The sequence below is a fragment of the Nocardiopsis gilva YIM 90087 genome (assembly GCF_002263495.1).
Classification (GTDB): Bacteria; Actinomycetota; Actinomycetes; order Streptosporangiales; family Streptosporangiaceae; genus Nocardiopsis_C; species Nocardiopsis_C gilva.
In genome coordinates this window covers 4,062,151-4,085,028 of record NZ_CP022753.1, presented here as the reverse complement: position 1 = coordinate 4,085,028, position 22,878 = coordinate 4,062,151, and the positions used below count along the sequence as shown (strand labels likewise).

Genomic DNA, 22,878 nt, shown 5'->3' with positions numbered 1-22,878 from the left:
GCCGAACGACGAAGCGGCCGTGCGCCCCCGCCCGTGAGGGAGGGGCGCACGGCCCTGTCCGGTTCCGGTGACCTCAGGCCGCGGTCCGGTCGCCCGCGGCCCGGCCCGCGCTGACGCGGACGGTGGCACCTGCCTCGGCGCGTCTGCTCAGCTCAGGCCCTTGTCGAGTCCGGCGCGGCGCAGCGCGTCGGCCATCGCGCCTCCCGAAGCGGCGTCCTGCCGTCCACCGCGCTCCCGGTTCGATCGGCCGCCGCGGCCGCCCTGGCCGCCTTTGCCGCGCCCTCCGCCGGAGGAGCCGCGCTCCCGCTGGCCGCCGCCTTCGGCGCCGCTACGGCCGCTCTTGCCGTCGCGGCCGTCGCTCCCGGCGGAGGCAGCGTCAGCGTCAGCGTCTGCGTTGTCGTCCAGCCGCATGGTGAGCGAGATGCGCTTGCGTGCGATGTCGACGTCGAGCACCTTCACCTTCACGATGTCTCCGGACTTCACCACGTCACGCGGGTCGTTGACGAAGTTCTTCGACATCGCCGAGATGTGCACCAGGCCGTCCTGGTGCACCCCGACGTCCACGAACGCGCCGAACGCGGCGACGTTGGTGACGGTGCCCTCGAGCAGCATGCCGCGCTCCAGGTCGTCGAGGGTCTCCACGCCCTCCTTGAACGACGCGGTGGTGAACGCCGGGCGCGGGTCGCGGCCCGGCTTCTCCAGTTCGCTGAGGATGTCGGTGACGGTCGGCAGGCCGAACGTGTCGTCCACGAACTCCCGCGGCTTGAGCGTGCGCAGGAGTGACCCGTTGCCGACCAGCGACCCGATCTGCACGCCCGCACGCTCCAGGATGCGGCGGACCACCGGGTAGGCCTCGGGGTGGACGGCGGACGCGTCGAGCGGGTCGTCTCCCCCGGGGATGCGGAGGAACCCGGCGCACTGCTCGAACGCCTTCGGGCCGAGCCGCGGGACCTCCTTGATGGCCGTGCGGGAGCGGAACGGTCCGTTGGCGTCGCGGTGCGCGACGATGTTCTCCGCGATCGTGGAGTTGATGCCGGACACGCGTGTCAGCAGCGGCGCCGAGGCCGTGTTCACGTCGACGCCGACGCCGTTCACACAGTCCTCGACCACCGCGTCCAGCGACCGGGAGAGCTTCACCTCGGACACGTCGTGCTGGTACTGGCCGACGCCGATCGACTTCGGGTCGATCTTGACCAGCTCGGCCAGCGGGTCCTGCAGGCGGCGGGCGATCGAGACGGCGCCGCGCAGGGACACGTCGAGGTCCGGCAGCTCCTTGGACGCGAACGCCGAGGCCGAGTACACCGAGGCGCCCGCCTCCGACACCGTCACCCGCGTGAGGCCGAGCTCGGGGCGGAGCTTCATCAGTTCGGCGGCGAGCTTGTCGGTCTCCCGCGACCCCGTGCCGTTGCCGATCGCGACCAGCTCGACGCCGTGCTCCTCGGCGAGGCGGCCGAGGGTGTCCAGCGACTCGTCCCAGCGCCGCTGCGGCGCCAGCGGGTAGATCGTGGTCGTGGCGACCACCTTGCCGGTGCCGTCGACCACCGCGACCTTCACACCCGTGCGGATGCCCGGGTCCAGGCCCATGGTCGGCCGGGTTCCGGCCGGTGCCGCGAGCAGCAGGTCGCGCAGGTTGGTGGCGAACACGCGCACCCCGTCGTCCTCCGCCGCCTGCCACAGGCGCATCCGCAGGTCGATGTCGAGGCGGACGAAGACGCGGGTGCGCCAGGCCCACCGCACGGTGTCGAGCAGCCACTTGTCGGACGGCCGTCCACGGTCGGCGATGCCGAAGTGCGCGGCGATGGTGGTCTCATACGTGCTCGGGGCACGGCGCTCGGTTACGGGTTCGGCGGGTTCCTCCGGCTCCAGGGTGAGGCTGAGTACCTCCTCCTTCTCGCCGCGGAACATCGCCAGGATCCGGTGCGAGGGCAGCGCGATGAGCGGCTGGGCGAAGTCGAAGTAGTCGGCGAACTTCGCGCCGTCGGTCTCCTTGCCCTCGCGCACCTTGGCCACCAGGCGGCCGCGCTCCCACACGCGTTCGCGCAGGGTTCCCACGAGGTCGGCGTCCTCGGTGAAGCGTTCGACGAGAATGGCGCGGGCGCCGTCGAGCGCGGCGGTGGCGTCGGCGACGCCCTTGTCGGCGTCGACGTAGGCGGTGGCGCTGGCCTGGGGGTCCTGTCCGGGGTCGGTGAGGAGCAGGTCGGCGAGCGGTTCGAGCCCGGCCTCGCGGGCGATCTGGGCCTTGGTGCGGCGCTTGGGCTTGTAGGGGAGGTAGATGTCCTCCAGCCGGGCCTTGGAATCGGCCTGCCTGATCCGCTCTTCGAGCGCGTCGTCCAGCTTGCCCTGGGCGCGGATCGATTCCAGCACGGTCGTCCGGCGTTCCTCCAGTTCGCGCAGGTAGCGCAGCCGCTCTTCGAGGGTGCGCAGCTGGGCGTCGTCGAGGGTGCCGGTCACTTCCTTGCGGTAGCGGGCGATGAACGGCACGGTGGCGCCGTCGTCGAGCAGCCCGATGGCCGCCGTCACCTGCTGCTCCCGAACGCCGAGTTCGTCGGCGATCCGCTGATCGATGGAGGTCGTCACGTTGGCTTGTTCACCTTCTTACTCAGGGACACCGATGCATTGTCCTGGTGGCGGAACGGGTTGTCACGCCGGGGCCGTGGATCGGGGCGACAGTGTGACGCGGTCGGCGGCGGGCGGGTGGGCCGTGGCGCCGCGGACCCTTCTGGACGCCATGCCGGAATGATGCAAACGTATGTAGTGTTCCCGGGGGGATGGCCGGTGGACATCGGCCGTGCCGAAGGAGAGGCGAGAGTCCATGCCCGCAGTCACCGTCGACGACCTCCTGGTCCTGCCCCGCGTTCCCGAGCCGGACCCGACCGCGATCAGCCGACCTGTCACGTCCGTCACGACAGCTCCGTCCGGATTCGAGGGCGAGGGCTTCCCGGTCCGGCGCGCCTTCGCCGGGCTCAGCCCGAGCACACTCGACCCCTTCATCCACATGGACCAGATGGGCGAGGTGGACTACGCACCCGGTGAGCCCAAGGGGACCGCCTGGCATCCGCACCGCGGATTCGAGACGGTCACCTACCTTATCGACGGCGAACTGCGCCACCAGGACTCCAACGGCGGCGGTGGGATCATCGCCGATGGCGACACCCAGTGGATGACCGCGGGCGGCGGGGTGCTGCACATCGAGGCGCCACCCGAGGAGGTCGTCATGTCCGGCGGGCTGTTCCACGGCATCCAGCTGTGGGTCAACCTCCCCTCCCGCCTCAAGATGACCGAGCCGCGATACCAGGACATCGGGCGCGGCAAGGTGAAGCTGCTCAGCTCCGCCGACGGCGGCGCCCTGCTCCGGCTGATCGCCGGGAACGTGGCCGGACACCGCGGACCCGGCATCACGCACACACCGATCGCCCTCGTCCACGCCACCCTGGCGCCGGGCGCGCGGCTGCGCCTGCCGTGGCGGCCCGACTTCAACGCGCTCGTCTACACCCTCGCGGGCGCGGGCATGGCGGGGGAGTCGCGCCGCCCGCTGGAGATGGGGCAGCTCGCCGTCTATGGGGCGGGGGACGCCATCACCGTGGAGGCAGGCACCGTCCAGGACAGCCGCTCCGCGGGGATGGAGGTGCTCATCCTGGGCGGGCGGCCGATCCGCGAGCCGGTCGCCGCCTACGGGCCGTTCGTGATGAACACGCGCGAGGAACTCGTCCGCGCCGTTGAGGACGTCCGCGCCGGTCGGTTCGGCACGATCCCGGCCGCGCCGCACCCCGGCCACGACGTGTCCTGAGGACCGAAATTCCCGAGGCCATGGGGGCCTCATTGCGTTCCCTTGGTCTGACTCTGGCCCGTCACTCACCGAGCATTGATAACGTCCCTGTTCTCCTGTTAGGGAGGGAAGCATCACCTCTTCCGGTCCGCCGGATGGGGCACATCGACGAGGGGCGGTATGACCGTGATCCTTGATCAGACGTCGCTGCGCGATCTGGCGACGATGTCGGACGACAGTGGAGTGCTCTCGGTCTACGCGACGGCCGATCCACGAGACCGAACAGCCTCACCCACCTGGCGGCGGACCGTCGCCAACGCGATTACCCGTCTACGCAACAAGGTCGCCTCCAACGGCGACAAGAAGCACGCCGCAGCCGTGCTCACCCGGCTGGAGGCGTTGGAACCGGAACTCGACGGGATCCTCGGCGCCACCGAGCCGGGCCTGGGGCGGGCGCTGTTCGCCCCGGTGAGCAGCGATGAGGTACGCACCGTCGTGGTGCAGGTCCCGCTCGACGACTGCGCTGTCCTGGAACCCAAGCCCTATCTGCGGCCGCTGGCCGCCGCCTTCGCCACGGGAGCTCCCGCGGGTGTCCTGGCGGTGGCACAGGACGGGGTGCGAGTCGTCGACATGCGGTTCGGGATCGCCCGCGACCTCACGCGCTTCACCTTCGCGGCGGACACCGGGGAGTGGCGCGAGATGCGCGGTCCGGGATCGGCGGGCCGCCCGGGCATCGCCGACCGCTCCGCGAGCCAGACCGACCGCTTCGACCGGCGAATGGAGGAGCAGCTCCTGCGCTACCTGCACTCGGTGCGTCCGAGGATCACCGAGCTGGCCGACGAGCAGGGGTGGCGGTCCATCGTCATCACCGGTGACTCCCGGCTGATCGACGTCGTCCGCAAGGGCCTCCCGGCCAACGGCCCGCGCGACATCGTTCTGCTGGACCGCGTTGTCGAGACCCTGTCCGCCTCCGACATCGCCGCGCGGGTGCGCCCGGAGCTGGAGGCCGCGCGCGTCCGCCGCTGCCGCACACAGGCCGAGCAGGCGCGCGACGCCGCACTCTCCGGTGGGCAGGGGACCGTCGGGCTCAGCGACACCCTCGGTGCCTTCCGCGAAGGCCGGGTGGCCCACCTCTTCCTCGACGGATCCCGGGAGATGCGCGGCCACCGCGCCGCGAACGGCTGGTACTACGCTCAGGGCGAGACCCCGCCGGGGGAGTCCGCCACCGACATGACGTCCGAACGGGACCTGGGCGAGCGGATGATCGAGCTCGGCCTCGTCGGCGGCTCCGAGGTGACGGTGCTGCCCGAAGGGGCGGCGGACGTGCTCGCCGAGGACGACGGCGTCGCCGCGCTGCTGCGCTGGTGACACGGCGATAGCCGGGCGCCCCGTACCCGCGGGGCGCCCGGCGCTGCCCGCGTCGGCCCGAGCACCCGGAGCCCCGGCACCGGGTCGGGAATTCCGCGGACAACACTGAGAAACGGCCGGGAGGGCGCACGCTGTGGCGATGGCCGGGATCGACGCGCGGGGGTTCCAGCTGGTGCTGCTGCGGCGCATGGCGGACTTCCAGCCGGACCGTGTCGAGGACGCCATGCGCGCACTGGGCGCCTCGCGTACCGAGATGCGGGAGGCCAACCGCCGCTGGCAGGCCATGGTCCGTTCCAGGCGCGGTCCCACGGGGGCACGGCGCTACTCCGCCGTCCTCGGCCCCGCGGAAACGGTCCGCGACCAGCCCATCGGCGACCTGACCTGTCGCGCGCACCGCTGGCCCCTGGACCTCTGGCCCGACCTGCGCTTCGAGGTCGTCGCCCTGCCCAGCGGCGAGGTCGTGCAGGAATGGCTGGTCCGCGACACCGACGCGCCCGCGCCCACCCTGCGCGATGTCAGCGACCTGAAACCGTGGTCCTGCGTCATCGACGACGTCGCCCGGGCCTTCGCCCCCGCCACGCCGCTGGAGGGGACCGCGCCGTCGCGCTGGCGGCTGATGTTCGGCGCCCCGGACGCCGAGGGGCGGGACGGACGCTTCATCGCCGACTTCACCTGGGGGCTGCTGCAGCGGGTGACTCGGGCGGACCACGACGCCGCGGAGGCGTCGCACACGCCGTGCTGACCGGGAAGCCGAGGCCGGGGTCAGCACGTCGAGAGCGGGTCAGGAGCGGACCGGGATCGGCAGGCGATGCCGCTGTCCGGTGGAGGGCCGGTCAGCCCCGCAGGGAGATCTCCCGCATCGGTGAGCAGCCCAGCGAGGGGGACTGCAGCAGGCTGACGCTGACCGTGATCTCCTTCTCGCCGGGGCGGTCGGCGACGCCCAGTTCGCACACGCCACCGCGGCCGGTCAGCGGATACCAGAACCAGGGTCCGTCCACCGGGGCCCGGTCCACGACCTTCCAGCCGTGCGTTTCCATGCGGTAGGCGACGACCTCGACCGTCGCGTCATACGTTCCGACGCGGGTCGCGGTCAGTGTGGTTCTCAGATCCGTGCCGAACTGGCTCGTCGCCAGCCGGTGGGTCTCGTGGGCGTCCGCCGAGGCAGCGGGTGCCGGGGCGGAGGACGGGGACGCGGACGCGCTCACCGCGGTCAGCACGAGCGGCGCGGCAGCCGCGGCGATGACGGCGCGTCGTAGACGCGAAGCGGACAACAGCAACATAGAGCACCCTCGTGAGGCGTGATGGTGGGATGGTGACGCACACCACCCTGTCGTGTCATCCGTTAGACGCCGTGCTGACCGGTTGCGTTGTCGGCCGGGTATGGCCACGGCACAGCCTCAGGGCCACGCCGCCGCCATGGCGCATCGCCGTGCGCCCGGACGGTGACGCGCTCAGCGGCGGAAGCTGTGCTGCGAGTGGTGGCGCATCAGCAGCGTGACCGTCGCGAAGATCGTCGGGATCCCGACGGCGAGTAAGGCGATGATCACGAGCTCGGCGGTTTGCAGTCCCATGAGGATGATGTACCCGTCCCACCTGGCGAATCACGACCCACCGGGCGGTGGGTCGACGCCTGCTCTCGCCGCGACCGGCGCGGGGAGTGCCGGAGCGCCTCAGCCGTCGTCGTTGAGCAGGTCAGGGGCGTAGTACTCGTCCAGCGGAACCGGGCCCCGGTACCCCTGGCACATGCACTGGCGGTAGGTTCCCCCGGTCTGCCCGGTCCAGCGTCCGGGGATGACGACCTGGGCCTGGCACATCTTGGTCTTCTGGTCGTGGAAGACGAGGTGGTGACCGCAGCCGCAGATGGGCTGGGGTGTGCGTTGGGAGGAGGAGAGGGCCTGCTGATGGTGCTGCTGCTGGTGCAGCTGGAGGGCCTGCCGGTCGGCGCGCCTGGGAAGCATTCGGCCGACGAGGACGCCGCCGAATGCGATGGCCGCTCCGAGCACCAGACTCACCGGATCCATGGTGTGCACCGCCCTCCGTTACGCGTCGCTTTCATTGTGGCCCAACTCCCCGAGCCACTGTCCCCGGGGGAAGCGGGAATCCCCGGACACTACCTACCCGATTCTGGAGGGAGGCCGGAATGGTTGATCCGGCCCACCCGCGGGCCTGAATCCGGACGGCCTCCTGGGCGGTTTTCCGGTGTCCGCAGCGGGGCCGGAGGGCACGCGGGTGGCCCGGTTGCGCGCCGGTTCGGCCCGCCGGACGGGGACCGCGTTCGCGGGCGTGGTGTTTCTTTCTGACAAACGGCCAGGTCGCGTCGGTGGAACAGCGATACGGCCGATGCGGTCGGGGACGCCGAATCCCGAAGATCTCCTTTGTGTTTCTGGTGCTGTGTCGTGAGCGTTCGAGCACGTCGCGGTGGGTAACCCCTGCAACAGACCGTCCTGTGCGGACGGGACACGTCCAAGATCGATCCTGGGAGGGTCCGTGGAGATCACCGGCATTATCAGCGCACTGGTCGTCGGCCTGATCATCGGCGCGCTCGGCCGTCTCGTCGTTCCCGGCAAGCAGGCGATTCCGATCTGGCTCACCTTGATCCTAGGAATCATCGCGGCGTTCGTCGGCGGCGCCATCGCCGCCGTGTTCACCACCTTCTGGCTGCTCGTGCTGATCGTCCAGGTCCTCGTGGCGGCCGCCGCGGTGGTCCTCGCCGAGAAGCTGTACACGCGGGGCGCGTGACCACGCCCGCGTGGCCATGACCGGGGGACCCACCGCGGCACCCGGTGTCCGCCCGTTGCGGTACTAGCCCTCGCGCAGTTTCTTCAGCGTCCGCACGTCCGTCGCGTGCGGGCCTTCCGGCCCGGGGGTCTCCAGTGTGATGGGCACTCCGGCGCTCACCGGGTGGCGGAACAGCTCGCCGAACGGGTCGGCACCGATGTGGCCCGCGCCGATGTTCTCGTGCCGGTCCTTGTTGCTGCCGCACGGTTCCTTGGAGTCGTTGGCGTGGATCAGCCGCAGGCGGTCGGCTCCGACGACCTCGCCGAACCGGTCCAGCATGTCCCGCATGCCCTCGCGCGTCGCGATGTCGTGCCCCGCGGCGAACACGTGCGCGGTGTCCAGGCACACGGCCGCCTGGGGATGCCAGTCCAGCGCGTCGAGGTACCCGACAAGGTCGTCCACGGTCGCGCAGAGCACCTGGCCCTGCCCGGCCATCGGCTCCAGCAGCACCGGCGGGACGTCGTCCCCGAGCCGCTCCAGCATGGGCAGCAGCCGGGACCGCATCCGTTCCAGTCCGTCGGTGCGCGTGCCCTTGACCGCCGATCCGGTGTGCACGACCACGCCCCGAGCCCCGATCTCCGCACCGCGCCGCAGCGCGTGCTCCAGCGACGCCGTCGACCTGTCCGCCACCTTGGCGTCCGGCGCCCCCAGGTTGATCAGGTAGGGGGCGTGGATGAAGACGGGCAGGTCGTCGCGTTCGCGGAGCCGCGCGTCCTCATCCGGGTCACCGGCGGCGGTGGCCCAGCCGCGCGGGTTGGTGACGAACACCTGGATGGTCTCGGCGCCGATCTCGGCGGTGTAGGCGAGGCCGCGTTTGGCCAGCCCGCCGGATACGGGTACGTGCGCCCCGATGGGCGTGAAAGGAAGTTCAGACATGGCAGGTCACCACGTTAGCCGCCGGACCGGGCCGACTCGACCGGGACACTCGCCCCACGGAGGGGACCCGGGCCCGCGGGGGCCTGCACGCCGGGCTACTCCTCGGCGCTCCGCCCGCTCAGCGCCTCCACGCACACGGCCACGCTGATCACCAGGGCCGGATCGCCGCCGAGGTCGCCGCGGAAGGTGTTGACGTCGACCGCGTAGGTGTCGCGGAGCCGGAACCACTTCCGGGAGATCTGCGCGACCGGCCCCTCGGAGTCGTTGATGGCGTACTCCTTGTCGAGGAAGCTGCCGGTGATCTCCCAGCTCCCGCCGTCCGCCAGCTCGACGTCGAGCCGGTCCCTCAGCAGGCTGAACATGCGTTTGCGCACCGTGGCGACGGTCTGCCCGTCCCGCTCGATCTCCATGGCGCCGCGCAGGCTGAGCAGCTTCTTGCGGATCACGAACAGGATCTGCCCGTCGGGTGTCTTCAACTCGAAGGTCTGGCGCAGCCGCAGGGCCTTGCCGTCGACCCAGAACGCCCGCTGCCCCTGCTCGTCCTCCACCCAGAAGTCGTCACCGATGTCGAAAATGCGCTCCCGTACCAGGAACTTCATGGCTCAGCCTCTCTCGATTCCCCCGTGTGGCCGGGCACGGCACTCCCTCGCGTGGAGGATGCCCTGGCGATCAACGCTACGGGACACCGCGCGGTGGAACCCGACCGCGGCCACCGGACGGCGCGGTGCGGCTCGGGAGCGACGGTCCGGCTCACCGCGGCTCGCTACGGCTCGGTACGTGCCCGCGCGAACCGCTAATCTGCGGTCCGTGACCACAACGCCTGCACCCGTGACCCTGCACGATGTCACCCGCGCCTTCGAGGAGATCTATCCCCCGGCCTGGGCCGCCGACTGGGACGCCGTCGGCCTGGTGTGCGGCGACCCCGCGCAGCAGGTGCGACGGATCCTGTTCGCGGTCGATCCCGTCGCCGCCGTCGTCGACGAGGCCGCCGCGTGGGGCGCCGACCTGATCATCACGCACCACCCCCTGCTGCTGCGCGGGGTGACCAGCGTCGCCGCGACCACGCCCAAGGGGCGCCTCGTCCACCGGCTGATCTCGTCGGGCATCGCCCTGTACACGGCCCACACCAACGCCGACACCGCCGCCCCGGGCGTCTCCGATGCCCTGGCCGCCGCGGTCGGACTGGACGGCGACCTGCGCCCGCTCGACCCCGACCCCACCGATGCCGAGGGGCGCCGCGGCATCGGGCGCATCGGGACCCTTCCCCGGCCGATGGCCCTGCGCGAGTTCGCCGCGCAGGCCGCCGCCGGGCTTCCGGGGACCGCCGTTGGCATCCGCGTCTCCGGCGACCTCGACCGCCAGGTACGCACGGTGGCGGTGTCCGGCGGGGCCGGTGACTCCCTCCTCGGCGCGGCCCGCGCCGCCGGGGTCGACGTCTACCTCACCTCCGACCTGCGCCACCACCCCGCCTCGGAGTTCGCCGAGCACGACGACACCGCCCTCATCGACACCGCGCACTTCGCCAGCGAATGGCCGTGGCTGGCCGATGGCGCCGCCCGGCTGCGCAGCGCGCTGGGCGGCGAACGGGCTAACGTGGAGACCCGCGTATCGACGACCGTCACCGACGCCTGGTCCCAGACCTTCTGAGCCCGTCCCCCGCCCCGGTCAGCCCGTCGAAGCGCCCCACCCCGCCCGGCGCGGCCGGTCGGGACCACCGCCGCACAAAGGAGTCTGAGAGCACCCGTGAAAGCAGAACCCGCCGAACAGCAGCGACTGCTGGACCTGCAGGAGGTCGACAGCCTCCTGCGTCAGTTGACGCATCGCCTCCGCACCCTGCCGGAGGCCGCCGAGATCCAGCGGCTGGAGGGCCGGGTACGCGAGCTCCGCGACCAGAAGGCCGTCGCCGCGACCAAGCTGACCGACCTCGACCGCGAGCAGCGCAAGGCCGAGTCCGACGTCGAGCAGGTGCGCGCCCGCGCCGAGCGGGACACCCAGCGGCTCAACGCCGGGCAGGTCTCCTCGCCCAAGGAGCTGGAGCGGCTGCAGTCCGAGATCGACTCGCTGCAGCGCCGCCAGACCGAGCTCGAGGAGGTCGTGCTGGAGGTCATGGAGCGGCGCGAGGCGACCGACGCGGAGCACGCGCGGCTGCAGAAGGAGATCGAGGCGGTCGAGGCCGAACTGGAGACGCTGGAGGAGCGGCGCTCCTCGGCGGTCGTGGACCTGGAGGCGGACCGCGCCTCGGCCAACGACCGCCGCCAGCGGGTCGCCGCGGAGATCCCCGAGGACCTGCTCGCCCTCTACACCAAGCTGCGCGACCAGCACGACGGTGTGGGTGCCGCGATGCTGCGCTACGGCCGCTGCGAGGGCTGCAAGCTGGCGCTGAGCACCGCCGAACTCGGCGAGATCCGCCAGGCCCCCGCCGACGAGGTGCTGCGCTGCGAGGACTGCCGCCGCATCCTCATCCGTACGACCGAGTCCGGCCTGTGAGGGCCGACAGCCGACACAGCGCGGCGAGAGGGGGTCGCCGGTGACACGACGCCTGGTGGTGGAGGCCGATGGGGGTTCCCGGGGCAACCCGGGGCCCGCGGGGTTCGGCGCGCTGGTCCGCGACCCCCACAGCGGGGAGGTGCTGGCCGAGATCGCCGAGCCGATCGGTGTGGCGACCAACAACGTCGCCGAGTACCGGGGCCTGATCGCCGGTCTGCGCGCGGCGGCGGAGATCGACCCCGGGGCACGCGTCGAGGCGCGGGTCGACTCCAAGCTCGTCGTGGAGCAGATGTCGGGGCGCTGGAAGATCAAGCACCCTGATATCCGCCCGCTGGCCGAGCAGGCCCGCGAGATCGCGGCGGGCCTGGCCGGCGTGGCCTATACCTGGGTGCCGCGCGCGGAGAACGCGCACGCCGACCGGCTGGCCAACGAGGCGATGGACGGGGTGCCGGTGCATCGCGGGCCGGCGCGTCCGGGGGGAGAACACGGCGCCGAGACGAGCCGGGACGCCGTCGGGGACACGGTAGGAGGCACGGGCCCGGGCGGCGCGTCGGGCCCGGGACACGCCTCCGGTCCGAGCGCTGCCGCATCCGGTCGCACCGGCTGGTCCGCCCCCGACACCACGCCCACCCGGCTGATCCTGCTGCGGCACGGCCAGACACCGATGTCGGTGGAGCGGCGCTTCGCGGGCGTCAGCGACGTCGAGCTGACCGAGACCGGCCACGCGCAGGCGCGGGCGGCGGCCCGGCGGCTCGCCGAGCGCGGCGACATCGACGTCATCCTGTCCTCGCCGCTGCGCCGCACCCACGACACCGCTGAGCATGTCGCGCGGGAGCTGTCGCTGCCCGTGGAAGCCTGGCCGGGGTTCGCCGAGACGGATTTCGGCGCGTGGGACGGGATGACCTTCGCCGAGGTCCGCGAACGCTGGCCGGACGAGATCGCCCGGTGGCTGGCCGACCCCTCCGTTGCCCCGCCCGGCGGGGAGAGCTTCGCGTCGGTGGCCGAGCGCGTCGGCGCGGCGCGCGACAAGGCCCTGGCCGACTACGCGGGCCGGACGGTGCTGGTCGTCAGCCATGTGACGCCGATCAAGGTGTGCCTGCAGCAGGCGCTGCTGGCCCCGCCCGAGGCGCTCTTCCGGATGCATCTGGACGTGGCGTGCCTGTCGGAGATCGACTGCTACAGCGACGGCCCGGCGGTGGTGCGCTCGTTCAACGACACCGCGCACCTGGCCTGAGGAGGTCGGGTCGGCCCGGCCCACGCCCCCGGGCCGGGCCCCGGACGGCCGCAGGACCCCCGAAAGCGCCGTAGAATAGGCAGAACAGGGGAGAGTCGACCAGACGGTCGCGGCACCGCTCGCGGTGTCGAGGAAAGTCCGGACTCCACAGGGCAGGGTGGTCGGTAACGCCGACCCGGGGTGACCCGCGGGACAGTGCCACAGAGAACAGTCCGCCACCGCGTGCGGTGGTAAGGGTGAAACGGTGGTGTAAGAGACCACCAGCGGCCGGAGTGATCCGGTCGGCTAGGTAAACCCCACCCGGAGCAAGGTCGAGAAGGGGGAGGTCATCCCCCGCGCGGATGTCCGAGGGCGGCCCGCCCGAGTCCGCGGGTTGACCGCACCGAGGCTGTCGGCAACGGCAGTCCCAGATGGATGGCCGTCCGGTCCCACCGGGACCGACAGAATCCGGCTTATCGGTCGGCTCTCTCCTTCGCGGTTCTCCGGTGCGTCGCGCGGGAGCGTGGTCCGCTCGCTCTTGGAGCCGGTGCGGCGGGACTCCAGGCCGACACCGGCGCGCCGGTGTCCCGGCGGAGTCGGGAAGCGGTGCGTGGGAGCTTCGGGATCACCGCTAGATTGGGGAACGTCTGCCCCCATCGAGCCGGCGTGCGGGGTTGGAACCGCGTTTCGGTCGGCTCGCTCGCGAATCAGGTGTCGGTACATGCTGGACTCTCCCGTGATCTGGGTGATCATGTTCGGTCTCCCCATCGTCGCGATCATCGCGATCGTCTCGTTCGCCTACTACCACACCACCGAAGTACGGGATGACGGCCGCGACGACGAGCCGAGTGAACCGACCGAGGGGTGACCACCGGTTCTCCACATCCCCATGGCGACGGCATGCGGCCGGGCGGCCCGGGTACCCGGGCCGCCCGGCCTTGGGAGCGCGGAGCGGGGCCGCTCTGGCCGCCTGATCAGGCGGGGGAGTGCTCCTCCGCTCTGTCGCGCGGTGCCGTGCGCGGACCGGGGATCCGGTCCGGCGGAACAGGGACGAATTCGCCGAGCTGGTCGTCCAACACATGCACCTGCGCCGTCTCCAGGTCGTAGTACAACCCGGTGAGCTCCAGCCGCCCCTCCTCTAGCTGGTGGCGAACCGCGGGGTAGGTCAGCAGGTTCTCCAGCTGCCGGACCACGTTGGTCTGGGAGAGCACCCGCACCGCCGCGGGAGACGGTGTCTCCGGGGCCTCGCCATCGCTCCGGGCGAGTTCGGCCGCCCCCGTGCCCAGCCACTGCTGGAGCTGGGTCAGCCGCGCGTCCCCGGGAGCCTCGTGGGCGCCGTCCAGCAGCGCCTGCATCGCCCCGCAGTGCGAGTGCCCGCAGACCACGATGGACGGCACCTCCAGGACCGTGACCGCATACTCGATCGCGGCCCCCACCGAGTCGTCCCCGCTGCCCTTCGGCGGCACCAGGTTGCCGATGTTCCGCAGCGTGAACAGGTCCCCGGGCCCACTGGCGGTGATGAGGTTGGGCACGACCCGCGAGTCGGCGCAGGCGATGAACAGGGCGCGCGGATGCTGGGCGAGCGCCAGGCGGCTCATCAGCGAGCGCATCCGTCCGGCCGTGCTCGCGTGGTACTCGCGCGCGCCGGTCATCAGCAGCCCGGAGGCGGAGTCGGCGTGGTCGTAGCCGCGCAGGCCCCACGGCGCCCACCAGCGCGCCAGGCCGTCGGGTGACGTCTTGCCGGACGGGGGCGCGTGCATGGACCGCCGCTCGTACCAGTTCTCGTGCACCTCGTCGATGTCGACGGTGCCGCCGGTGCGCTCGTGGTCGAGCCGCCAGGCGTGGATCGACTCGAACGCGGCGTGGTCCATGAAGTCCACGTGCAGGTCGAGGTCGACCTGGGCGCCGGGCGGGACGTTGCGCAGCACCTGGGTCACCCGGGGCACGCCCAGGAACGTCAGGGAGCCCCGCACGACCACGTGATGGCGGTCATCGCGCTCCTCGGTCAGAACCGTCACCCGGGTCAGGCGGTGCAGGGAGACCGCCATGGCCAGGCCGAAGCCGATGAGCACGCCCTCCAGCAGGCCCAGGAGCACGACGCTGGCCAGGGTCACCAGGTAGATGCTCGACTCGTGGTGCCGACGCAGGTCGCGCACGTGGGTGAGGTTGACCATCTGGATCCCGATGAAGACCAGCAGCCCGGCCAGCGCGGCCATCGGGATCAGCTCCACGAACTCGGCGAACAGCGCCACGAAGACGAGGATCCACACGCCGTGCAGGATCGCCGACAGCGGGGTGCGCGCACCGGCGCGGACGTTGGCGGTGCTGCGCACGATGACCCCGGCCACTGGAAGTCCGCCGAGGGCACCGCTGACGGTGTTGGCGGCGCCCTGGCCGATCAGCTCGCGGTCGAGGCGCGCGCGGCGGCCGTCGTGCATCCCGTCCACCGCGATCGCGCACAGGAGGGACTCCACGCTCGCCACCATCGCGACCGCCGCCACGGCGACCACGACCCCGTGGATCTGGTCGGGTGCGGGCAGCGCGGGACCGGACCAGGCGTCGGCCAGCGAATCGGGCAGTTGGACGCGCTCCAGGTTCCAGCCGCCCGCGGTCGCGGCGGCCGTCGCGGCCACCACCGCCACCAGCGCGGCGGGGACGCGGCTGAGGCGCAGGCGGCCGATGCCGGGCAGCCGCCCCCACAGGAACATGATGGCGATCGTGATGAGGCCGACGGCGACGGCGGCGGTGTGGTTGTCCGCGATCTGGCCGGGCAGCTCGGCGATGTTGTCCAGGGCCGAGCTCTGCGGCGCGCCGCCCAGGATCACGTGCAGCTGGGCGAGGGCGATGGTCAGCCCCACCCCGGCCAGCATCCCGTGGATGACGGCGGGGGAGATCGCCAGGGCCGCCCGGGCGATGCGGAAAGCGCCCAGCGCCAGCTGGACCACTCCGGCCAGCAGGGTGATGAAGCAGGTGACGCGCCAGCCGTAGGTGAGAACGAGGTCGGCGACGATGATCGTGAGTCCGGCGGCGGGGCCGCTCACCTGGACCGCCGAGCCGCCGACGGCGCCGGCGACGATGCCGCCCACCACCGCGGCGATGATGCCGGCGATGAGGGGCGCCCCCGAGGCGACGGCGATGCCGAGCGACAGGGGGACGGCGACGAGGAACACCACCAGGGAGGCGGTGGCATCGGACAGCGTGGCCTTCGGTAACGGGACGGAGCGGATGCCGGAGAGCGGTCGGGCCGCCGTCTCCTTCGGGTCGAGATCTGGTCCCTGGGCGTCGTGACGCATGCTTACCCCCGAGTGGGTGAACGAAATGGCGCTCTGGGACAGCCGCTGGTCGGAGGAGCCCCGACACCGGATCCGGACAGGCGGATATGCCCCGCTTCTCCAGGGATCCGACGATTCGGTTACTCAACGAATGCTGTCGAGAACTAAAGGTAGTTGCTCAGGGGCCGTTGTGCGCTCTGAGGCGTGGGAGATTGATCACCAGTTTTCCTATGGGAAACACCGGGTCCGCCGCGCGCGGGCGCGGCGCGCTGAGGCGACGTCGCGCCCGGGGTGGAACGGCGAAGGGCGGGGTGCCTGCGGCACCCCGCCCTTCGCGTGTCGAACGCTGTGGACTCAGCGGAACCGGTCGTCGCCGTACCCGTATCCGTAGCCGCCCTGGTCATAGGGGGGCGCCGCGCCGTCGGCGGGATCGCGGCGGCCGGGGTACACGTCGCGGTAGGACGGCCACTCGCCGGTGGGGGACTCGTAGTTGAGGCCCGGGTAGGCACCGGTCTGATCGGGCGTGCCCCGGCTGTAGTCGCCGAGAACGTCGGAGTAGCCCGGGTAGGGCTGCTGCGGCTCAGGGTAGCCCGGGCCGCCCGGCGCGCCGGGCATGCCCTCGGGCGCCCCGGCGTGGGGGAAGGAGCCGGTGGTGTAGGACCCGCGGCTGTAGGACCCGGTGTCGTGGGGCACCGGTGGCTCGAACCCTGTCTGCGGCGCCAGCGACGGCTGCTCACCGGTGGCACCGCCCCAGCCGGTCGGGTCCCACGGCGTGGGCGGGGTCCCGTTGTCGTAGCCGTAGCCCGCAGGCGGCGGGTAGGCCCCGGGACCGGAGGGGTTCTGCGCCGGTGGCGGCGCGGGAACGTCTCCGCCGGGGCGTGTGTAGGGGCCGGTGTCGTAGGCGGACCGGTTGAAGCCCCCCGTGGTGTAGGACGGCGGCGTCTCGCCCGGCAGGGGCGCCGGTGTTCCGCCCTGGGCCGGAGGGAAGGAGGGCGGGGCGGGCGGCTGCGCTGGCGTCGGGCCCGGGCGCGCGTGCGTGCCGGTGTCCATGCTCGACCAGATGGGGGAGGGGGGTTCGGTACCCGGCCGCGCCGGCGGCGAGAACGGGTCGGTCAGCGGGTCGCCGCTCGGCGCGCCGCCTGCGGGGGGCCCGGCGTCGTAGGAGGAACCGCTGTAGGCGGAGCGGCTGTGGGAGCCGGTCTCATACGAGCTGGGGCTGTGCGCGGTGGGGTCGTAGGCCGAGCCCGGTGTGAAGGACGACCCCCGCGCGTGCGGGCCGGTGTCGAACGACGAGGGCGGCTGCGCGCCCGTGCCGTACGCGGAGCGGCTGTGCGAGCCGGTCTCATAGGACGAGCCGCGCGTGTGGGATCCGGTGTCGAACGACGATGACCCGCTGCCCCACGCTGCGCTCTGCGGAGTGGGGGTTCCGGCGTCCAAGGAGGAGCCGTTGTAGCCCGATCCGCGGACGTGGGAGCCGGTGTCGTACGACGAGCCGGGCGTGTAGGACGCCCCCCGCGTATAGGACCCCGTGTCGTAGGAGGACGGTGTCGGCCCGCCGGAGGCCGGGCCGCTGGACGCGGTGGGCGCGCCGCGGGGGTCGCGGGAGAACGAGCCGGAATCCCACGCGGCGCTCCGGTCGGACTCGCCTCTGGCGGGTGCGGCCGAGGGGGACCAGGGGTGACCCGGCGTCAGCGGTGCGGAGGAGGGGGTCGAGGGAGCGGTCGGCGTGGGGCCGGTGTCGCGGGTGCGCGGCAGGGGACCGCTCAGCGGGTCGTCGTCCACCGCGGGCGCCGACGCAGCCGCAGCCGCCGACGCAGCCCGTCCGGTGGCAGGGGCCGCCGGAAGCTCGGCGGGGTCCGAGGGGGCCGCCGGTGTGGTGCCCTGGCCGAGGCTCGCCAGGACAGCGATGTCGGGGTTGGCGAAGTCGCCGGTGTCCTTGGACGACGGGGCGGACGGTGCCGGTGCGGGGGCGGCGTCGCGGTCGGAGCGGGACCGGCGGCCGCGGGCCCGCGGGGTCGGCGTGGCCTCGTCGTCCTCATCGTCGTCATCGTCCGCGACGGCTGCCATCGCCTGGGTGGACTCGTTGCGGGTGTCGCGCCGCCCGCTGCGGTCCGGTCGTGCCGGGCGCTCGGGCGGTTCCTCGGCCGGGGCCTCGTCGGCCAGGCTGGACCAGAAGTCGTTGTCGGACAGGTCGTCGGAGTCATCCGCCCAGTCGTCGTCGCGGCTCCGGCGCTGCCGGGGGCGGCGTGACGCCCGGGGGGCGGCGTCCTTCTCGACGCGGGGGCGTCGACCGCGGGCGCGCGGCGCGGGTGCGTCCGCGCCGTCGCGGTCGTCCTCCGGGTCGTCGTCGTAGGCGTAGCCGTCGTCATAGCCGTCGTCGTACTCGTCACGGGCGCTGCCGACGCTGAGCGCCCGCATGCCGAGGAGGATCAGCACGAGCACGATGAGAACGACGATGATCGCGATGATCGAAACGATCGCGACGGTCATGGTGAAAGCACCACCCTTGGGCCCGTGGCCGTTACGAGGACAGAGGTGCCACCGGCGGGGGTGACGTGGCCGGAGCGGGTGGAGCCGCGCGAGTCGGGCCACTGACGGTGGGGTATCTGCGGATCCGATGCGCGCCGCCCGCGGCGTCGGTCACGTGGATCCGCCAGTGCGAGGGTGCGGATCCCGTGGCGGCCGCAGCGGTATGCCGGGCCGCTGAGGAGGGGCGACCCGTGATCGGTGCCCGCCGGGGAGGGGGCGGGGCGGCGCGCTGCGGCATGCTGCATGGAATCGGTCATTACAGAATCGACGGGGGGCACGGCCCCACTTTATGCATAGTTGCGCTGTCAGTGCAGTGGGCGACCGGGGACGACTCCCGTGATTCGGGAGAAGTCAGTAGCGAAATGCGGACAATCCACCGATTCCGGGGGGTGATGCGATGGTTGCGCATTCCACTACTCGCCAGTAGCCGTAAGCGTACCCCGCGCGATCGTGCGTTGCGCGATGGCCTCCAGCGAGTCCTGGAGCGGCGCGTCGTCGCCCAGGTCGATCTCACCGTTGAGCGCGTACACGGTGAAGCGGACGGCGTGGCCGTGGGACTCGCGGGGGCAGGGGGGCGCGTACTCCGCCGCGCCCTCGCTGTTGCGGCCCGTGCGCCCCGGTTGCGGAACGCTGTTCTGCCGGATCTCCGCGAGCTGCGGATCCAGCCCGTAGAGCACCCAGTGCACGGTCGTGCTGCTCGGGTCGTCGACCACCACCGCCAGGGACTCGGCGTCCTCCGGCAGGCCCGACCACTGCAGGGGCGGCGACACCCCCTCGCCCTCGCAGGTGTAGGTCTCGGGCAGCGGCTCGCCCTCCTTGACCATCGTGCTGGTCACGTTGATGTCGGCGCTGACCTCGCCGTTGGTCCCGGGGATGAGCCCACCGCATCCGGTCGCCGCCGTCAGCAGAGCGGCCGCCCCGCCCACCGCGGCGGACAGCCGTGCGGCGCGCGCGCGAGCCGGGAACATGCGGGGTGATCGGTGAGGTGCGACCGTGAACATGGGGCTCCAGCGATGGGTGATCGGCAACGGGGATGGTCGGTGGTTCCGGTGGGACTCACCCGCTGGGCGGTGGGCGTCCTGCGCGGCGAGTTCCCCTGCGAACCATACTGCGGTCCGTGCGAACGCGGGCCGCTCATTCGCGGACTGTACATATGTACCCGCCAGATGTCCCTGACCGGCGCATCCGCGCCTGTTCGCGTCGGGCGGACATTCGGCGGACGTCAGCCGCCCTCGATTATCAGGGATCATGGGACCGTGCGGTTCTCGATTCTGGGCCCAGCGACGGTCCGCGACGACGCGGGCGAACCCATCACCATCGGCGGGGCACGGCTGCGTCGCCTGCTGGTGCTGCTCCTGCTCAGCCCCGGCCGCACCGTCGGCACGGATCGCCTCATCGACGGCATCTGGGGCGGCGAGGCACCCGCCAGCGCGGGCAACGCCCTGCAGGCGCTGGTCTCCCGGCTGCGCCGGGTCCTGGGCGACGACGCGCCGCTGCACGGCGACGCCACCGGATACCGATTGGACGTCCCCGCCGACTGCGTCGACCTGTATGAGTTCGACGCGCTCGTGGAGCGCGGCCGCCGCGCCCGGGAGGAGGGCGACCCCGGCACCGCGCGGCGGCTGCTCGGCGAGGCGCTCGACCTGTGGCGCGGCCCCGCCCTGGCCGACCTCAGCGGCCCCGACGGGCCGAGGACGTCATCGTCCGGGCGGACGGGCTGCGCCGCGCCGCGGTCGCCGAGCGCCTGGCCGTCGCCCTCGACCTGGGCGCCTACGCCGAGACCCTGCCCGAGATCGAGGCGCTGGTCGCCCGCGAACCCCTGCGCGAGCAGCCGGTGGAGCTCCTCATCCGCGCGCTCGCCGGGAGCGGCCGCCAAGCCGACGCGCTGGCCGCCTACGAGCGGCTCCGCCGCGGGCTCGCCGACGAACTGGGCATCGACCCCTCCGAACACATGCGGGAGCTGCACCTGCGGCTGCTGCGCGGCGAACTGGAACCGCAGGCGCCCCAGCGGTCGGCCGGCGCCGACCACGCCGCGCCACCCCCGGCCGCGCCCGCCGCCACCGAGGCCCCCGCGCCGCGCCCGGCCATCACCCGGCTGCCGCACATCCTCACCAGCTTCATCGCCCGGGACGAGGAGGTCCGCGACACCGTCGGACAGCTGTGCAGCGAACGCCTGGTCACGCTCATCGGCCCCGGCGGCGCGGGCAAGACCCGGCTGTCCATCGAGTCCGCAGCCCGCTTCGCCGAGGAGCACGCCGACCTGGCCCCCGACGGCGTGTGGTTCGTCGAGTTCGCCCCGGTCAGCGAGGGCGCCAACCTCACCTACGCCGTCCTCAACGCCCTCGGCCTGCGCGAACTGTGGTCGCGGACACTGAGCGCCGCGCCCGCCTCCGCCGGCGCCGACGACCCCGTGGAGCGGATCATCGAGGTCCTGGCCGAGCAGAAGCTGCTGGTCATCCTGGACAACTGCGAGCACGTCATCGTCGACGCGGCCGGGCTCATCGAGCGGCTCCTGGCCGCCTGCCCGGGCTTGCGCATCCTGACCACCAGCCGGGAACCCCTGGCACTGGCCGGAGAGCGGCTGATGCCGGTGCCCTCACTCGCCCTGCCGCCGGAGCACACCCCCGCCGCGCGCGCCGGGACCTACGCGTCGGTGCGCCTCTTCGTCGAACGCGCCGCCGCGGTCTCTCCCGGGTTCGCCCTCGACGCGGGCAACGTCGAGCACGTCGTGCGCATCTGCCGCGAACTCGACGGCATGCCACTGGCGCTGGAGCTGGCAGCGGCCCGCGTGCGTGTCATGCCCGTCGCCCAGCTGGCCGCGCGGCTGTCCGACCGCTTCCGGCTGCTCACCAGCGGCAGCCGGTTCGCACTGCCCCGTCATCAGACCCTGCAGGCCGTCGTCGACTGGAGCTGGGAGCTGCTCGACGAGCCGGAGCGCACGCTTATGCGCCGCCTGTCGGTGTTCTCCGGCGGGGCGACCCTGGAGGCCGTCGCGCGCGTCTGCGCCGACGGACCCGGCGACACGATCGGCGGCCGGGACGTCTGGTCGGTGCTGTTCGCGCTCGTCGACAAGTCCCTCGTGGTCTCCGACGGATCCTCCGACGACGGCGCCGAGCCCCGTTACCGGCAGCTGGAGACCGTGCGCGCCTACGGGGCGCAGCGGCTCGCCGAGAGCGGGGAGGAGGACGCCGTCCGCCGCGCGCACGCCGACCACATGCTGCACGTGTGGGCCGAGGCCGACCCGCACCTGCGCAGCGCTGAGCAGCTGACCTGGCTGTCCCGGGTCCGCGCCGAGCACGACAACTTCTCCGCCGCGCTGCGCTGGGCCATCGACCGGCGCGACCTCGACCTCGCCCTCGACCTCAGCCACGTCGCCCAGTGGTACTGGCAGATGGCCGACGACTGGGCCGAGCCGGGCCGCTGGTCGGCGGAGATCCTGCGGCTGACTGGGGACACGCCGCCTGAGGGCCGGGCGGTCGCCTACGCCGAGTGCCTCTTCATGGTCTCGGTCGACAATAAGAACGCCGACGAGGACCTGCTGCTGCGGACCATGGAGGTCCTGGAAGCGGCGGGGGAGAGGGCCGAAGACCACCGGTCCCTGGTGTTCGTCCCCATCGTGCTGGCCATGTTCGGGCACGACCTCGAAGGGACGATCCGGCGGCTGGACGAGGGAGCCGAACGTCAGGAGCCGTGGCTGCGCGCCACCACGCGCGCGTTCGTCGGCATCGTCGCGATGTCGCTGGGACGGGCGCGCATGGCCAAGGAACGGCTGAGCACCGCGCTGGAGGAGTTCCGCCGGATCGGCGACCGGTGGGGGATGTCGCAGAGCATCGTCATGCTCTCCGAGCTCGTCCGCCTCGGCGACCTCGACGCGGAGGTGGCGTTGCTCGACGAGGCCGTCACCCTCGCCGAGGAGGTGGAGCTCACCGCCATGGTCCGGGCCCTCAAGGCCCGGCAGGCCGCCAGCTGGGCGCGGATGGGACGGGTCGACGAGGCCCGCCGCGTGCTGGCGGACGTCCGGGAGCGCGTGGGTATCTCGCGGGAGAGCCGGGCCATGCTCCAGCTCAGCGAGGCCGACGTGGAACGCTCGGCGGGGAACCCGGCCCGGTGCCGGGACCTGCTGCTCGACCTCGCCGACGAGATCGCGGACTTCGCGGCCATTTTCCGCGCCCACGTGGAGCCGATGTGGCGCGCCATGATCGCGCAGTGCTGCGCCGACCTGGGCGACACCGAAGCGGCCTGGCGCCACGCGCGCGAGGCCTGGTGGGCGCTCCAGCCGTCGTGCATCTCCTCCCAGGTCGGCTACGTGCTGGAGGGTCTGGCCGACCTGACGGCCGACCAGGACCCGGAGCGCGGCGCGACCTTCCTCGGCTACGCGGAGGCGAGCCGCGGCCTGCCGAACGTGGCCGACCCCGTGGTCGAGAGGACCCGGCAGCGGATACGCCAACGCCTGGGCGACGCGGGGTACGCCCAGTCGTATGACGCCGGTGCCGCCGCGGAACCGGAGAAGGTCACCGAGGTCGTCGGGGCGTGGCTGGAGGCGGCGGGATCCAGCTGAGCGGACGGCGCCGCCCCCGTCCCGAGGTCCC

At 72.5% G+C, this 22,878-nt stretch carries 17 protein-coding genes, 1 other RNA gene and 1 pseudogene; 11 read left to right on the top strand and 8 right to left on the bottom strand.

Going from position 1 to position 22,878, the window contains the following annotated elements; genetic code table 11:
* Positions 1-147: 147 nt before the first annotated feature.
* Positions 148-2,577: a Tex family protein gene (locus tag CDO52_RS18450; RefSeq protein WP_017618151.1), complete on the bottom strand. Its 2,430-nt coding sequence runs from the start codon at positions 2,575-2,577 to the stop codon at positions 148-150.
* A gap of 235 nt (positions 2,578-2,812) precedes the next feature.
* On the opposite strand from CDO52_RS18450, the gene CDO52_RS18445 reads away from it, so the two are divergent.
* The 3 genes from CDO52_RS18445 (at position 2,813) to CDO52_RS18435 (ending at position 5,876) form a co-directional block, all read left to right on the top strand.
* The gene (locus CDO52_RS18445) at positions 2,813-3,787 is read left to right on the top strand and encodes a pirin family protein (RefSeq protein ID WP_094932569.1); all 975 of its coding nucleotides are present in this window, start codon (positions 2,813-2,815) and stop codon (positions 3,785-3,787) included.
* A 159-nt stretch (positions 3,788-3,946) separates the two neighbouring features.
* Positions 3,947-5,134, top strand: coding sequence for a VLRF1 family aeRF1-type release factor (locus CDO52_RS18440; protein WP_232524245.1), 1,188 nt, complete (start codon positions 3,947-3,949; stop codon positions 5,132-5,134).
* Positions 5,135-5,273: 139 nt separating this feature from the next.
* A complete protein-coding gene (locus tag CDO52_RS18435) occupies positions 5,274-5,876 on the top strand; it encodes a hypothetical protein (RefSeq protein ID WP_051060700.1) in 603 nt (200 codons plus the stop codon).
* Between the two features lie 91 nt (positions 5,877-5,967).
* On the opposite strand, the gene CDO52_RS18430 is transcribed toward CDO52_RS18435, so the two are convergent.
* Together CDO52_RS18430 and CDO52_RS18425 are read right to left on the bottom strand one after the other, a co-directional pair.
* A complete protein-coding gene (locus CDO52_RS18430; RefSeq protein WP_017618156.1) occupies positions 5,968-6,414 on the bottom strand; it encodes a hypothetical protein in 447 nt (148 codons plus the stop codon).
* Positions 6,415-6,804: 390 nt separating this feature from the next.
* On the bottom strand, positions 6,805-7,155 hold the full coding sequence (locus tag CDO52_RS18425; RefSeq protein WP_026125699.1) for a hypothetical protein: 351 nt from the start codon (positions 7,153-7,155) through the stop codon (positions 6,805-6,807).
* A 466-nt stretch (positions 7,156-7,621) separates the two neighbouring features.
* Here CDO52_RS18425 and CDO52_RS18420 point away from each other — a divergent pair, with 466 nt between their 5' ends.
* Complete coding sequence (locus CDO52_RS18420) at positions 7,622-7,873, top strand: GlsB/YeaQ/YmgE family stress response membrane protein (protein WP_094932568.1); 252 nt, start codon at positions 7,622-7,624, stop codon at positions 7,871-7,873.
* Positions 7,874-7,936: 63 nt separating this feature from the next.
* On the opposite strand, the gene CDO52_RS18415 is transcribed toward CDO52_RS18420, so the two are convergent.
* On the bottom strand, positions 7,937-8,788 hold the full coding sequence (locus tag CDO52_RS18415) for a deoxyribonuclease IV (protein ID WP_094932567.1): 852 nt from the start codon (positions 8,786-8,788) through the stop codon (positions 7,937-7,939).
* 95 nt (positions 8,789-8,883) lie between these two features.
* On the bottom strand, positions 8,884-9,387 hold the full coding sequence (locus tag CDO52_RS18410; RefSeq protein ID WP_017618161.1) for an LURP-one-related/scramblase family protein: 504 nt from the start codon (positions 9,385-9,387) through the stop codon (positions 8,884-8,886).
* A gap of 229 nt (positions 9,388-9,616) precedes the next feature.
* Here CDO52_RS18410 and CDO52_RS18405 point away from each other — a divergent pair, with 229 nt between their 5' ends.
* The 5 genes from CDO52_RS18405 to CDO52_RS27705 all read left to right on the top strand — a co-directional run bounded on the left by CDO52_RS18405 (position 9,617) and on the right by CDO52_RS27705 (position 13,356).
* Positions 9,617-10,435, top strand: a complete 819-nt coding sequence (locus CDO52_RS18405; protein ID WP_017618162.1) for a Nif3-like dinuclear metal center hexameric protein — start codon at positions 9,617-9,619, stop codon at positions 10,433-10,435.
* Positions 10,436-10,531: 96 nt separating this feature from the next.
* On the top strand, positions 10,532-11,275 hold the full coding sequence (locus CDO52_RS18400; RefSeq protein WP_094932566.1) for a zinc ribbon domain-containing protein: 744 nt from the start codon (positions 10,532-10,534) through the stop codon (positions 11,273-11,275).
* A gap of 40 nt (positions 11,276-11,315) precedes the next feature.
* The gene (locus CDO52_RS18395) at positions 11,316-12,509 is read left to right on the top strand and encodes a bifunctional RNase H/acid phosphatase (RefSeq protein ID WP_026125700.1); all 1,194 of its coding nucleotides are present in this window, start codon (positions 11,316-11,318) and stop codon (positions 12,507-12,509) included.
* Positions 12,510-12,600: 91 nt separating this feature from the next.
* An RNA gene (gene rnpB / locus CDO52_RS18390) (RNase P RNA component class A) lies at positions 12,601-12,980 on the top strand.
* A 229-nt stretch (positions 12,981-13,209) separates the two neighbouring features.
* A complete protein-coding gene (locus CDO52_RS27705) occupies positions 13,210-13,356 on the top strand; it encodes a hypothetical protein (protein ID WP_017618165.1) in 147 nt (48 codons plus the stop codon).
* A 106-nt stretch (positions 13,357-13,462) separates the two neighbouring features.
* On the opposite strand, the gene CDO52_RS18385 is transcribed toward CDO52_RS27705, so the two are convergent.
* The 3 genes from CDO52_RS18385 to CDO52_RS18375 all read right to left on the bottom strand — a co-directional run bounded on the left by CDO52_RS18385 (position 13,463) and on the right by CDO52_RS18375 (position 19,257).
* Positions 13,463-15,781: a bifunctional SulP family inorganic anion transporter/carbonic anhydrase gene (locus CDO52_RS18385; RefSeq protein WP_094932565.1), complete on the bottom strand. Its 2,319-nt coding sequence runs from the start codon at positions 15,779-15,781 to the stop codon at positions 13,463-13,465.
* 333 nt (positions 15,782-16,114) lie between these two features.
* On the bottom strand, positions 16,115-18,250 hold the full coding sequence (locus CDO52_RS18380; protein ID WP_094932564.1) for a hypothetical protein: 2,136 nt from the start codon (positions 18,248-18,250) through the stop codon (positions 16,115-16,117).
* A gap of 452 nt (positions 18,251-18,702) precedes the next feature.
* Positions 18,703-19,257, bottom strand: a complete 555-nt coding sequence (locus CDO52_RS18375; protein WP_017618168.1) for a YbhB/YbcL family Raf kinase inhibitor-like protein — start codon at positions 19,255-19,257, stop codon at positions 18,703-18,705.
* A gap of 45 nt (positions 19,258-19,302) precedes the next feature.
* Here CDO52_RS18375 and CDO52_RS29140 point away from each other — a divergent pair.
* Positions 19,303-19,908, top strand: a pseudogene (locus CDO52_RS29140) (AfsR/SARP family transcriptional regulator); the annotation flags it as partial.
* Positions 19,909-19,934: 26 nt separating this feature from the next.
* Complete coding sequence (locus tag CDO52_RS18370) at positions 19,935-22,847, top strand: ATP-binding protein (RefSeq protein WP_269769150.1); 2,913 nt, start codon at positions 19,935-19,937, stop codon at positions 22,845-22,847.
* The last annotated feature ends 31 nt before the right edge of the window (positions 22,848-22,878 follow it).